The organism is Methylobacterium sp. 1030 (assembly GCF_040544715.1).
Taxonomy (GTDB): domain Bacteria; phylum Pseudomonadota; class Alphaproteobacteria; order Rhizobiales; family Beijerinckiaceae; genus Methylobacterium.
The window spans coordinates 1-11,742 of the sequence record NZ_JBEPKM010000044.1 but is presented as its reverse complement, the minus strand read 5'-3'; the positions used below and the strand labels follow the sequence as shown (position 1 = coordinate 11,742).

Below are 11,742 nucleotides of genomic sequence, written 5' to 3'. Positions count from 1 at the left end.
GGTCCCCCAACCCACACCCGTCTAGGCGTGGGAAATGAGCATGGGGGTCAGATCCTCATGACGCGAAGGGGTCAGTTCCGGATGTCGCTTGATAAGGGCGTCCAGACTAGCACGAGCGGCCTGTCGCGCTTCTTTGCCCGCCACGGGATCAGCTGGAAAAAGGGGCGACGTATGCAGCTGAGCAGGAGCGTGACGACGTAAGGGCGGCGCGCGCGGCGTGGTTCGAGGCGCAGCCCGAGCTCGATCCGGATCGGCTGGTGTTCCTGGATGAGACGGCAGCGGCCACCAACATGGCGCGGCGCTATGGTTGGGCGCCGCGCGGTGAGCGCTGCCGGCTCGCAGCCCCGTTTGGCCACTACAAAACCACCACCATCACCGCCGCCCTGCGCACGAGCGGGCTGTGCGCCACCGCGCTGTTGGACGGTCCTACGAACGGCAGGCGCTTTTGCAGCTACGTCACCGAGACCTTGGTCCCGGTGCTGCAGCCAGGCGACGTCGTCGTCATGGACAACCTGCCAGCCCACAAGGTCGCCGGCGTGCAGGACGCGATCGAGGCTGCAGGAGCGCGGCTGCTCTACCTTCCGTCCTACAGCCCTGATTTCAACCCGATTGAACAGGCCTTTGCGAAGCTGAAGGCTCTGCTACGCAGCGCGGCTGCGCGCACGATCCCGGATCTCTGGGCGGCGATCCGACAGGCCTTCACACGCTTCACTCCGCAGGAGTGCCGCAACTACCTCGCCGCAGCCGGCTACGAGGACGACTTGGCCGTCGCTACCTGACCGGGAACTGCTCTAGATCGTGTGATCGCTACTTCTCTGACGCTGACCTTCTCGAAGCTCGCGACCCGGGCCGGCAAGACGCTGACCGGGCCGGCGTCGGGCAGATTGTTCTAGTCTGCGCCCGCCGCCCGCCGCCCGCCGCCCTCCGCAACGCCGCGCGGCCTCATCCTGCGCCGCCTGCAGCTTCTTCGTGGCGATCAGCATGTCGAGATAGGCGATGGCATCCTCGTGGGCGTGTATCGCTCGCACGTCTCCGAGGCACGCGCCAATCTGCCAGCGTTCGAGATCGTCGCCGATCGGGGCCACCGCAACGCCGGCCACTCGCAGCGCCTCGACCGCCTCCAGGATCGGGTCGGCCTCGTCGTTCATGCTGCTATGCCGACGCAGCAGCCAGCAGGCATCTGCGGGCGGTCTCCAACAGATCCTCGTCGGATCGCTTCGGCATGTCAGCGGCGATCCGGACGACGATCTCCCGAGTGGCCGCTTCGTCGAGGCCGAGCCCCGCGCGAACCCGTCCAGTCGCCGCATCATGTGCTGGATCGCCGCGCGTTCATGCGCGAGTGCGGACCCGTTGCTCACCGCTTCCTCGGTCGGCTCGCTGCCGGGTTGGCCACCAGAAACGCGGGTTCACGAGGACGATCAGCGCCAAGCCGTACAGACCTAGGCCTGCCCATGCGCCAAGCCTGAAGGCCTCGAAGCCGATGGCCACTCCGACTGCTAGGATCGCTGACATCCATCCGAGAGCCGTCGCGTTCATCCTCGCTCATCCTTTTCATCGGGTGCGCCAGCAGGATCGCGGTCCGGACCATGTTGAGCTTCCAGACCGGCTTGTCGGTGGTGAGCGCCTCGGCCGCACGGGTGTTGGTGCGGAGGGTCTCGAGGAGGTCGAGCGTCCAGCCCTTCGCGAGCGGGTAGGCCTCGGTCGCTAGGTCCGCGAGCACAGCGTCGACCGCGGCGTCGATCTCCTGATCGGTGACCTCAGCGGCCTTGCGCAGCTCGGAAACGGTCGGGGGTTCTTTGGCCACGGCGCGGCCTATTGCAGGCAGCTGAGCGAGTCCATGAGGCTGGTCTGATCCTCCCTCGGTGTCGCGGACACAGGGAGATCATTTCGCGGTCCTCTCGGCTTGCTCGGGCGTGAGATAGCCGAGTGCCGAGTGGATGCGTTGCCGATTGTAGTAGCCCTCGATGTAGGCGAACAGATCGCGCCGCGCTTCATCTCGGGTCGCCCATCGTCGCTGATGGACCAGCTCGACCTTGAGCGTGTGGAAGAAGCTCTCCATCGGGGCATTATCGTAGCAGCAAGCCGTGCGGCTCATCGACGGCTTCGCCCCCATACCGGCGAGCTGTCTCCGGTAAGCCTCGGCCGCGTACTGGCTGCCGCGATCCGAGTGGCAGATGAGCCCGGCGGCCGGCCGCTGCCGCTGGGCGGCCATCATCAATGCCGCTACGCTCAGCTCGGCGCGCATGTGATCGCGCATCGACCAACCGACGATCTTGCGCGTGGCCAGATCGAGGACGGCGGCCAGATACAGCCAGCCCTCGCCGGTCGGCAGGTAGGTGATGTCGGCCAGCCAGACCGTGTTTGGCCGCGCGGCCGAGAAGTCCTGCTTCAGGAGGTTTGGGGCGATCGGAAGATCGTGACGGCTGTCGGTCGTACAGGGCCGGAACCGACGCCCCGCCAGGGCACGGATGCCGTGCCGGCGCATGAGGCGCTCCACCCGTCCGCGGCTGACAGACCGGCCCTCGGCCCGCAGAGCGGCATGCACGCGCGGGGAGCCGTAGCGCCGGTGATGGGCGGCATGGATGCGCCGGACGTCGTCCAGGAGCTGGCGGGTGGAGGCCGAGCTGGCGCTCACAGGCCGTGACCGCCATCCGTAGAAGCCGCTGGGTGAGACTCCGAGCACGCGGCACATGAGACGCACCGGCCAGGTCCGCGCATGCTGCTCGATGAAGGCGAAGGTCACTTGGGCATCTCCGCGAAGATGCCGATGGCTTATGGGATGGCCCGCCCCTCACTGAACCATCGTGGCATTCTCCTGCCACGGACACGTGGAGGGATCTGGAATGGCAAAGAGCTCGATCGCCGTGCTGGGTATCGACCTCGGCAAGAACAGCTGCAGCCTTGTCGGTTTCGATGCGGCTGGAGTTGTCGTCCTGCGCCGCCGCGCGCGGCGTGAGACGGTCGTCGGACTGACGGCCAAGCTACCGGCTTGTGTGGTCGCGATGGAGGCCTGCTGCGGAGCCCATCATCTCGGCCAGTTGCTCGTAGCGCAGGGGCACACCGTCCGTCTGATGTCGCCGGAGTATGTTCGGCCCTACGTCAAAGCGCAGAAGAACGACGATCGTGATGCCGAGGCGATCGCAGAGGCAGCCACACGCCCCACCATGCGCTTCGTGCCCCTGAAGGAACAGGAACAGCTCGATATGCAGAGCCTGCATCGGGTTCGGTCGCGGCTGGTCAGCATGCGCACCATGCTCATGAACCAGCTCCGCGCGATCCTGCTGGAGCGTGGTCTCACCTTCCCGCAGGGCCGGCGCAAGTTCGAGATGGCAATCGGAGCACTGATGCAGGACCCTGAGGCGCAGATCGGACCGCGCATCCGATCCCTCATCGGAGAGGTCCGCGACGAGTGGACGGACCTCGATCGCCGCATAGCGGCGCTCGATCGCGAGTTCGTCGAGCATGCTCGTGCCGACGAGGCGGCGCGCCGTCTGGTGTCGATCCCGGGCATCGGAACGATGACGGCCACGGCTCTGCGTGCTGCCGTCGATGACGGCAGCACCTTCACGCGTGCCCGCGATCTCGCGGCTTGGCTCGGCCTCGTACCACGCCAGCACACGACGGGCGGCAAGCCGAAGCTGCTCGGCATCAGCAAGCGGGGGAACTCCTACCTGCGCGGGCTCTTCATCCACGGGGCGAGAGCGGCGCTGCCCTCGATGGCCAAGGCTGAGGACGCGACCGGCCAATGGCTGCGAGGTCTGCTGGCGCGGGCGCACTACAACGCCGTGGTCGTCGCGCTCGCCGCCAAGCTCGCTCGGATCGCCTGGGCAACGCTGCGGAAGGGTGTGAGCTTCGAGCGGCAGCCGGAGCCGGCTCACGCCTGAGACATCGCAAACGTCGACCCTAACTGGACTACGAGAGGCCGGCGCGGGTCCATGAGGTCTGCGGGAGGACAGTGAAGATGGCCTGACGGTCGAGCGGCGTTCCGGAAGCCTGGCAAAAAAAGCGGTTCTTCGAGGCCGACGTGCTTATGAGGCCCGGGGCGTGCGGCTCTCCATCTTGGCGGCGGCCACTGCGCCGACATGCCGGATACGTTTGTGCAGACCGGACACAGGCACCTTCACCGACCACCTTGCAGACGGGGCGGGCCATACGTTTTTTAGCACGTCGCGCTCCATGCGCGTGCGGTCGAGCTCACGCCGCAGGCGGGCGATCTCGGCGGCCTGATCGGACGGCGAGGCGACCGGGCTTGGTGGCGCACTCCCCGTCGATCCGGCCGGCCGCGGCCGGGGTGGGGCCCCGTTCAGCGAGGCACGCCACTGCCTCAGCATCGAGGGCTGGATCCCGAGCTCGGCCGCGACCTGCATCTGCGGCCGGCCGCTGCTCTCCAGAAGGGCGACCGCTTCGCGTTTGAACTCGGGTGTGAACTCGCGTCTCGTCTTCGTCATCCGACACCTTCCCCGCTCAGCATGAGCGTATCAGAGGTGTCCGCGATGCCGAGGGAGGATCAACTGCTGCTGAAGGGCCGATGGGAGGCATGTCTGGATCCGAACGCGCCAATGAAGAGAAACGGGCGGTGTTGAAGGGGCAGGCTGCCTGGGAGAACTACACGAAGGTTGTGTGTGATGAGGCCGCCGCGGAGGTTGGCCGGACCGGCGGCAATGGCGGGGACCTCTCTCAAGCTAATTGCCAGATCCGTCACCTCGTGAACCGCTACAACGAACTGCGCCGCTGAAGCTCCGATTAGGGGACAGGCGCCGTGTTGAAAGGCAACGTGACGTGCTCCGGCCAACGCTTCAGGATCCGCATGCTGATCTCGTCCCGGGCGACGGTGGTGAGCTGGCAGAAGCCGCCGATCGTCTCGCCGTAAAGGCTGCGAGTGCCCTCGATCAGTTCAGGCCCGTCGCGCTCCGGCCAGTAGCAAGGATCGGGGTCGAACGGATCGACTGCTGATGCAGCCAGGGCTTGCAGACGCGAGCTGCTCCCATCCATCGCCGGCGCGACCCCGTTCATTGGCATCGCCTTGAACGCTTCGCCCGGCTGACCGCCTGCATGGATGAACCAGCACTCGGGGCGCAGGCCTGCTTCCCGCCAGCCCACGAGGAACACCTCTGAGCTGCCATGCTCAGGCCCCAGCGGCACTTCCACCGTGGCCAGGCGGCTCATCAGGTCGGCGAACAGCACCGGCAACGCCGCGATGCACGCCTCGAAGGATGGGAGCGCGTTGAGGCCGCCGAACATCATCTGAGGCAGCAAGGCGCTCCCTCGGGTCGCAACCGCTGCCCGGAGGTGCGGAAGGGCTATGACCTTCGTGATGCAGCAGGTGGCGCCGCCTCGGTGCGCATCATACCTGAGGCCGTCGCTCACGATGTACGCGGCCGCGGCGTCCAGGGAGATGTTGATCGACGTCATGCCTGTTCCCCAGGTTGATCAAGTTGCGACCGTGGCCCGCTCCCAGCAGCGCGGCGCCACCCGCGGCGCTGGTGATGACGGCGGCGGAGAGTCCAGTGGCAGTGCTGACCGCCGCAGCCGTCTCGGCGCTGATGATCGCCACCCCAAGTGCCTCAGCCATATCGATCTCCCTCAGGTCGCAATGCTGTCCGGCCGCGGGGCGAGTGCCCAAGGTGGCAGGCTGCCCCGCTCCATATCGATCGGCTCGCCGATGATGTCCGGCCGCCGGTGAGTGATCGCGGTGTCCATCATGACGAGCGGTTCGCCCGAGGGCTGCTGATCCGGCGGGGCGGGCGGTAGGTGCACGCTCATGCGGGTGACCTGGACGAAGCCGCCAACGCAGCCGTGCACCGGGGCGTCCTCTGGCGACTCCGGCAGGCGGCTGGGGCAGTACCGGCACGCCATGACAGCCTGCTGGACATACATCTCTGGGTTGGTGAGTTGGAAATTCGCCTGGCCGCGGGGCAGCTCCAGCCCGAAGTGTGCGGCGATCTCTTCCGCAGGCTCGGGCAGGAGTAGCAGGGCCGGTTGCCGGGAGACACCGAAGGGCGGCAGTTCCACGATTCGGCCGGCATCCGCATCCCAGCCGGGCCCGGGACGGGTACGAACGGTGTGGGTCTCGAAGGTCCGGCGGGACCGGCTGTAGCCACTGAGGATCAGGGTGAAATGATGCGTTACACCCCGCGCCGACAGGCTCAGATCCGCCTCAGCCACCTCTGCGAGCTCTGAGGCGTTCTCCACCAGCTCATCGAAATCCCGGGCGTTGTGGCGCAACCCGCGCATCCGCATGGCCTCGGCAGCGAGACCCATCCCACGGCTGCTGATCACGCAGTCCCAGTCCGGGCATAGCACCACCTTGGGCGCGATGTGGCGAAGGATGCCGTCCGGTTCGGTGTAGGCTGCCCCGTCAGAGGCGATCCACATCCTGTCGGGGGCGGTGATGATCGCTATCGCCGTCATGCCGCGATCCTCACGTCATAGGCGCCTTCCTCGCCCACCTCGGGCGTGGGGCTGGTGAAAAGACCGCCTTGCGCGTAGCCGGGCAGGCGTCCGGTGTTGATGGCGTGGATCAGGTCGAAGTGCCGGGACGTTGCGGCGGCATTCACGACGTACTCGCCGGGCGACAGACGGGCGAGCACCCGATCCTCGCGGGGACCGCCTGGACCGGTGATCATACCGCCGTCCGCGAAGCCGAAGAGGCTGAGAAGGCCACCGCTCTTGAAGGCCGAGCCCACGAGCGAGTCCAAGACCCCACCGATCAGCTTGTCCCCGATGCGGCTCAGAGCGCTGCTGAAGGCACTCGCGGCGTTCGTGCCATGGCTGAGGGCGGTGGCGAACCCAGTCGCCGCGTCCGTGAGGGTCGACCGGTCATCCGTGAGGTACTGGTTCTGGCGAGACTGATCGATCACCGCCAGCGCCGCCGGGGAGGTGGTGTCGCCCACCGTCGACCGGGCGCGGGCGAACGCGGACTGGTCGTAGCGGTCGCGGCCGAGCTGCTCCTGGTCGAAGGTGGTATCCGCACCGAACTGAACGAGCTTGAGCTTCTGGGCGGCCGTCGCCGAGCCGGTTGCAAAGGCGTCGACGCTGGCGCGCAGGGCGTCCGTCAGGGGGACGCCCCGGGCGAGCTGATCGGATAGCATCCGGTTGGCCGTGGTCTGCGCCTCAAGCGCGAGGCCATTCCGGCCATAGAGCTCGGTGTTGAGCCGCAGGTTGTCGTTGGCGGTCTGGAGCGCCCGGGCGTTGGCATCCGCCTCCCGCACCTGCCCCAAGGTCGATGCATCGCCCATCTGGCCGGCCCGCCGGAGCACGTCGGCGGCATAGGCCTGGTTCGCCCCGGGGTCGCGGCTGCCGTAGTAATTCTGCAGGGCCTTCGCGAGGTCGCCGCCGGCTTGGTCGAGCTTCATGGAGAGCACGCCGCCGATACCCGCTGCACCCTGCGCCGGATCCGTCCGATCGAAGCCAGGCGGGAGATACCCGCCGCGGACTGCATCTCGACCACGCCCAGGGCGCTGATGATCGTCAGGCGGCTCCGATCGCCCGCGTCAGACCTCACGGGAGATGGTCTTGAGCGCCGCATTCCGAGTGGCGCCGCGCTCGTACCAGCCCTGGCTCCGGTTCACGATCCAGACCACGGTCAGCATCACCGGCACCTCGATCAGCACGCCGACCACGGTCGCCAGCGCCGCGCCCGAGTGGAACCCGAACAGGCTGATCGCCGCCGCCACCGCCAGCTCGAAGAAGTTCGACGCGCCGATCAGCGCCGAGGGACCGGCCACGCAGTGCTGCTCGCCCGCGATGCGGTTCAGCAGGTAGGCGAGCCCGGCGTTGAAGTAGACCTGAATGAGGATCGGCACGGCCAGCAGGGCGATCACCAGCGGCTGCGCGATGATCTGCTCGCCCTGGAAGCCGAACAGCAGGACGAGCGTGGCCAGAAGCGCCACCAGCGACACCGGCCCGAGCGCCTTCAGCAGACGATCGAGTGCCGCTTGCCCGCCCGAGGCCAAAAGCGAGCGCCGCACCAGCTGCGCCACGATCACCGGGAGGACGATGTAGAGCACCACCGAGAGCACCAGCGTGCTCCACGGGACGGTGATCGCGGAGAGGCCGAGCAGCAGGCCGACGATGGGGGCGAAGGCCACCACCATGATCGTGTCGTTCAGCGCCACCTGGCTCAGCGTGAAATGCGGCTCGCCCTTCGTCAGGTTCGACCACACGAACACCATCGCGGTGCAGGGCGCTGCGGCCAGGATGATCAGGCCGGCGATGTAGCTGTCGATCTGGTCCCCTGGCAGGTAGGGCCTGAAGAGCCAGCCCACGAACAACCAGCCCAGCACCGCCATCGAGAACGGCTTCACCGCCCAGTTCACCAGGAGCGTTACGCCGATCCCGCGCCAATGCCGGCCGACCTGACCCAGCGCCGCGAAGTCGATCTTGAGCAGCATGGGAATGACCATGAGCCAGATCAGCACCGCCACCGGCAGGTTCACCTGGGCGACCTCGGCCGAGCCGATCGCCTGGAAGACGCCCGGCAGGACGTGCCCGAGAGCCACGCCGGCCACGATGCAGAGGGCGACCCAGACGGTGAGATAGCGTTCAAACGTCGACATCGGTGCTCCTCAGGCGGTGGCGACGCGGCGGCTGTGCTCGTCGACCACGCGCTCCCCATCCTCCTTCACGAACTCGCCCTGCTGCGCCGGCAGCAGATCCAGCACGGCCTCCGACGGCCGGCACAGGCGCACGCCCCTGGGGCTCACCACCAGCGGCCGGTTCATCAGGATCGGATGCGCCTCGATCGCGTCGAGCAGCTGCTCGTCGGTCAGCGCCGGATCGCCCAGGCCCAGCTCGGCGTAGGGCGTGCCCTTCTCCCGCAACACCTCCCGCACCGTGAGGCCGGCGCGGGCCACGAGCTGCTTGACCAGCGCCCGGTTCGGCGGGGTCTTCAGGTACTCGATGACGTGCGGCTCGATGCCGGTGTTGCGGATCATCGCCAAGGTGTTGCGGGACGTGCCGCAGTCGGGGTTGTGGTAGATCACCACGTCGAACGTCTCAGGCATGACCGGCCTCCGTCAGGGAATTGCAGCAGCTCGACAGCGAGGCGACGGCCGGCGTGCAGACCTCCGGACGCCCCTGGCAGCAGTCGCGCATCAGGAAGGCGATGAGGCCCGAGAGCGCCGGGTAGGCCGCGCTGTAGATGATCGACCGGCCCTCGCGCCGCGCCTGGATCAGACCGGCGTGGTCCAGCTCCTTCAGGTGGAAGGACACGGTGGAGGCGGACACGCCCAGCTCGCTCCCCAGAACTCCGGAGGCCATGCCTTCTGGTCCGGCCTGGACCAGCAGCCGCACGATCTGCAGCCGGGTCTCCTGGGCCAGAGCGGCGAAGGCAGTCAGTGCTTGACGCTCGTCCATCATTCGACAATCCTAGAATTGTTTGAATGAGGAGTAGCGCACATGCTGGACGTTGCCAAGATCGCTGTGGCGGTGCCGCCTCGCAGGACCGCCGACGACATCCAGATCGGCGCCCTGCTCGCCGCGTGCGACGAGCACCCGTCGATCCCCCTCGTGTTCGTCTACGACGGTCACGCCGTGCGTCCCGGTTACCATGTCACGGAGGTGAAGGCCGGCCAGTTCGCCGCCCTCGACTGCGGCGGCAACCCGGAGTCCTGGTCGGAGATCTTCATCCAGCTCTGGGACGTGATCGACGGCGACCGCACCCACATGACGACCGGCAAGTTCGCGGCGATCATCCGCAAGGTGTCGGACCACGTCGGGCTCGATCCTGCCGCGCGGCTCACCTTCGAGGTCAGCGACGGCGTGGCGCCGATGCAGCTCCGCTGCGCCGATACCCCCGAGCTGATCGACGGCGTCGCTCAAGTCGCGCTTGCCCCTCGCGCTGCGAGTTGCAAGCCGCGGGATCGCTGGCTTGAGGCAAAGGGAACGGCGAAGGCATGCTGCAGCTGAGCGGCCGCTTCACCTTCTAATCCGGACCTCGCGGCAGCACAGCTTGAATGACCGCGTCGGGCGGATTCTGTTGAAAAACTCGGTGTTGCAGCGGCAGTCGTGAGGTGATTCACTCTTGTCGAGAGGCGGAGACCGAAGCAGATGATGGGACCTCGGCAAGTCGAGCAGGGCGCCCTGTTCTACGAGTTCTCGCTCGATACCCACGTCCCCGCCGACCATCTGCTGCGCGCCATCGACCGCTTCGTTGACCTGTCGGGCCTGCGCGCGCATCTGCAGTCGTTCTACAGCTCGACGGGCCGGCCCTCGGTTGACCCTGAGTTGATGATCCGCATGCTGCTCATCGGCTACTGCTTCAGCATCCGCTTCGAGCGCCGCTTGTGCGACGAGGTCCACCTCAACCTCGCTTATCGCTGGTTCTGCCGGCTCGGGCTCGACGGCCGGGTGCCGGACCATTCGACCTTCTCCAAGAACCGTCATGGCCGCTTCCGCGACAGCGACCTACTGCGACGCCTGTTCGAGACCGTGCTCGCCCGCTGCATCGCCGAGGGGCTCGTGGGCGGCGAGGGCTTCGCGGTCGACGCCAGCCTGATCAAGGCCGATGCCAACCGGCAGAAGGGTGTCGAGGGTACGAACGGCCTGCCACCCGAGAGCGTCAGCCGCGCCGCCCGGGAGTACCTGGCTGTGCTCGACGACGCCGCGTTCGGGGCTGCGACGCCGGTCGTGCCCAAGCTCGTCTCCCCCGCCGACCCGACCGCGCGCTGGACGGGGGCGGACGGTGGGCTGGCCTACTTCGCCTACGCGGCCAACTACCTGATCGACCTCGACCACGCGGTCATCGTGGACGTCGAGCCGACCACCGCGATCCGGCAGGCCGAGGTCACAGCCGTCAAGCGCATGATCGTGCGCTCGCGCGAGCGCTTCGACCTCTACCCGGCACGGCTCGCCGGCGACAGCGGTTACGGATCGGCCGCGATGCTGGGCTGGCTCGTCCACGAGCAAGGCATCGAGCCGCACATCCCCGTCCTCGACAAGTCTGAGCGCCGCGACGGCACCTTCAGCCGATCAGCCTTCACCTACGACCCTGACGCTGACGCCTACACCTGCCCGGCCGGCAAGCAGCTGCGGCAACGTCAGAAGGTCTACAGGTCACCGCCTCCGCTCGTCGACGCAGACGGGATGCTGCGCTACCGCGCGAGCAAGCACGACTGCGATGCCTGCGCGCTGAAGCCACGATGCTGCCCCAACGCATCCGCCCGCAAGATCCCACGCTCGATCCACGAGGGTGCCCGGCAGATGGCGCGCGACATCTGCGCCTCGGAGGCGGGCCGTACCTCGCGGCGGGAGCGCAAGAAGGTCGAGATGCTGTTTGCCCACCTCAAGCGGATCCTGAAGCTGGATCGGCTTCGGTTGCGGGGGCCGGATGGAGCCCGAGACGAATTCCACCTCGCGGCCGTCGCCCAGAACCTACGGAAGCTGGCCAAGCTGATCCCGCTGGGGCAGCCGAGCCTAGCCTGATCGGCTGGGGGAGGCCCTCAGCCAAGCCCCCATAAAACCTCGATCCAGGCCGACAGCGAGTTTTTCAACGAAATCGGCGCATAGCGGAACGTCCGGTTTGTGAGGATGCGTTGCAGTTGGATAAGATCATCCGCTGATAATGCCGAGCTACGTAGCAGCGGGGCCTCAAAAATTATCGGGCCACCTCAATGACATAAGTGTTCGCATTTTTGTTCGGACTGGCGCGCCAATCTTCTCAAGACGTTAGCGGGGCTCGGCCCTGCCCCTCGGGCGGATCGTGTCGCCCGCTTGCCCTTCGGTGCGGGCGGCGTGATCCGC

12 protein-coding genes and 3 pseudogenes are annotated in these 11,742 nt (G+C 67.2%); 5 read left to right on the top strand and 10 right to left on the bottom strand.

All coding sequences use genetic code 11. The features are described from left to right. Positions 1-779: pseudogene (locus ABIC30_RS31185) on the top strand (IS630 family transposase); the annotation flags it as partial. A 12-nt stretch (positions 780-791) separates the two neighbouring features. On the opposite strand, the gene ABIC30_RS31180 reads toward ABIC30_RS31185, so the two are convergent. The 3 genes and pseudogenes from ABIC30_RS31180 to ABIC30_RS31170 form a co-directional block, all read right to left on the bottom strand. Further along, on the bottom strand, positions 792-1,148 hold the full coding sequence (locus ABIC30_RS31180; RefSeq protein ID WP_354456780.1) for a hypothetical protein: 357 nt from the start codon (positions 1,146-1,148) through the stop codon (positions 792-794). A 206-nt stretch (positions 1,149-1,354) separates the two neighbouring features. Next, positions 1,355-1,804 carry a hypothetical protein gene (locus tag ABIC30_RS31910; protein ID WP_502915891.1) on the bottom strand — a complete coding sequence of 150 codons (450 nt, stop codon included), beginning with the start codon at positions 1,802-1,804 and terminating at the stop codon, positions 1,355-1,357. A 78-nt stretch (positions 1,805-1,882) separates the two neighbouring features. Continuing rightward, positions 1,883-2,773 (bottom strand): annotated as a pseudogene (locus ABIC30_RS31170) (IS3 family transposase); the annotation flags it as partial. 91 nt (positions 2,774-2,864) lie between these two features. Between ABIC30_RS31170 and ABIC30_RS31165 the strand changes: the two are divergent. After that, complete coding sequence (locus ABIC30_RS31165) at positions 2,865-3,884, top strand: IS110 family RNA-guided transposase (RefSeq protein ID WP_354456781.1); 1,020 nt, start codon at positions 2,865-2,867, stop codon at positions 3,882-3,884. A gap of 273 nt (positions 3,885-4,157) precedes the next feature. On the opposite strand, the pseudogene ABIC30_RS31160 reads toward ABIC30_RS31165, so the two are convergent. Then, positions 4,158-4,448, bottom strand: a pseudogene (locus ABIC30_RS31160) (transposase); the annotation flags it as partial. Between the two features lie 89 nt (positions 4,449-4,537). On the opposite strand from ABIC30_RS31160, the gene ABIC30_RS31155 reads away from it, so the two are divergent. Further along, positions 4,538-4,735: a lysozyme inhibitor LprI family protein gene (locus ABIC30_RS31155; RefSeq protein ID WP_354456779.1), complete on the top strand. Its 198-nt coding sequence runs from the start codon at positions 4,538-4,540 to the stop codon at positions 4,733-4,735. A gap of 8 nt (positions 4,736-4,743) precedes the next feature. Here ABIC30_RS31155 and ABIC30_RS31150 read toward each other — a convergent pair whose 3' ends face one another. The 6 genes from ABIC30_RS31150 to ABIC30_RS31125 form a co-directional block, all read right to left on the bottom strand. After that, a complete protein-coding gene (locus ABIC30_RS31150; protein WP_354456778.1) occupies positions 4,744-5,412 on the bottom strand; it encodes a hypothetical protein in 669 nt (222 codons plus the stop codon). A gap of 171 nt (positions 5,413-5,583) precedes the next feature. Next, positions 5,584-6,411 (bottom strand): hypothetical protein, encoded by an 828-nt coding sequence (locus ABIC30_RS31145; RefSeq protein WP_354456777.1) that lies wholly within the window; start codon positions 6,409-6,411, stop codon positions 5,584-5,586. Beyond that, positions 6,408-7,355: a hypothetical protein gene (locus ABIC30_RS31140; protein WP_354456776.1), complete on the bottom strand. Its 948-nt coding sequence runs from the start codon at positions 7,353-7,355 to the stop codon at positions 6,408-6,410. Before ABIC30_RS31140 ends, ABIC30_RS31145 begins: the two co-directional genes overlap by 4 nt. 138 nt (positions 7,356-7,493) lie before the next feature. Further along, positions 7,494-8,558 carry an ACR3 family arsenite efflux transporter gene (arsB, locus tag ABIC30_RS31135; protein WP_354456775.1) on the bottom strand — a complete coding sequence of 355 codons (1,065 nt, stop codon included), beginning with the start codon at positions 8,556-8,558 and terminating at the stop codon, positions 7,494-7,496. Positions 8,559-8,567: 9 nt separating this feature from the next. Continuing rightward, the gene (arsC, locus tag ABIC30_RS31130) at positions 8,568-9,005 is read right to left on the bottom strand and encodes an arsenate reductase (glutaredoxin) (protein WP_354456774.1); all 438 of its coding nucleotides are present in this window, start codon (positions 9,003-9,005) and stop codon (positions 8,568-8,570) included. Next, complete coding sequence (locus ABIC30_RS31125; protein WP_354456773.1) at positions 8,998-9,360, bottom strand: ArsR/SmtB family transcription factor; 363 nt, start codon at positions 9,358-9,360, stop codon at positions 8,998-9,000. Before ABIC30_RS31125 ends, arsC begins: the two co-directional genes overlap by 8 nt. Positions 9,361-9,399: 39 nt before the next feature. Between ABIC30_RS31125 and ABIC30_RS31120 the strand changes: the two genes are divergently transcribed. Continuing rightward, a complete protein-coding gene (locus tag ABIC30_RS31120) occupies positions 9,400-9,909 on the top strand; it encodes a DUF6428 family protein (RefSeq protein ID WP_354456772.1) in 510 nt (169 codons plus the stop codon). A 141-nt stretch (positions 9,910-10,050) separates the two neighbouring features. Further along, positions 10,051-11,424: a transposase gene (locus ABIC30_RS31115; protein ID WP_354456771.1), complete on the top strand. Its 1,374-nt coding sequence runs from the start codon at positions 10,051-10,053 to the stop codon at positions 11,422-11,424. Positions 11,425-11,742 lie beyond the last annotated feature (318 nt).

Bases quoted from the DNA above. Each gene is read 5' to 3' on its own strand.
- ABIC30_RS31140 (WP_354456776.1), bottom strand. From the start codon at position 7,355: ATGAAGCTCGACCAAGCCGGCGGCGACCTCGCGAAGGCCCTGCAGAAT.
- ABIC30_RS31180 (WP_354456780.1), bottom strand. From the start codon at position 1,148: ATGAACGACGAGGCCGACCCGATCCTGGAGGCGGTCGAGGCGCTGCGA.
- arsB (WP_354456775.1), bottom strand. From the start codon at position 8,558: ATGTCGACGTTTGAACGCTATCTCACCGTCTGGGTCGCCCTCTGCATC.
- arsC (WP_354456774.1), bottom strand. From the start codon at position 9,005: ATGCCTGAGACGTTCGACGTGGTGATCTACCACAACCCCGACTGCGGC.
- ABIC30_RS31150 (WP_354456778.1), bottom strand. From the start codon at position 5,412: ATGACGTCGATCAACATCTCCCTGGACGCCGCGGCCGCGTACATCGTG.
- ABIC30_RS31115 (WP_354456771.1), top strand. From the start codon at position 10,051: ATGATGGGACCTCGGCAAGTCGAGCAGGGCGCCCTGTTCTACGAGTTC.
- ABIC30_RS31145 (WP_354456777.1), bottom strand. From the start codon at position 6,411: ATGACGGCGATAGCGATCATCACCGCCCCCGACAGGATGTGGATCGCC.
- ABIC30_RS31120 (WP_354456772.1), top strand. From the start codon at position 9,400: ATGCTGGACGTTGCCAAGATCGCTGTGGCGGTGCCGCCTCGCAGGACC.
- ABIC30_RS31155 (WP_354456779.1), top strand. From the start codon at position 4,538: ATGTCTGGATCCGAACGCGCCAATGAAGAGAAACGGGCGGTGTTGAAG.
- ABIC30_RS31125 (WP_354456773.1), bottom strand. From the start codon at position 9,360: ATGATGGACGAGCGTCAAGCACTGACTGCCTTCGCCGCTCTGGCCCAG.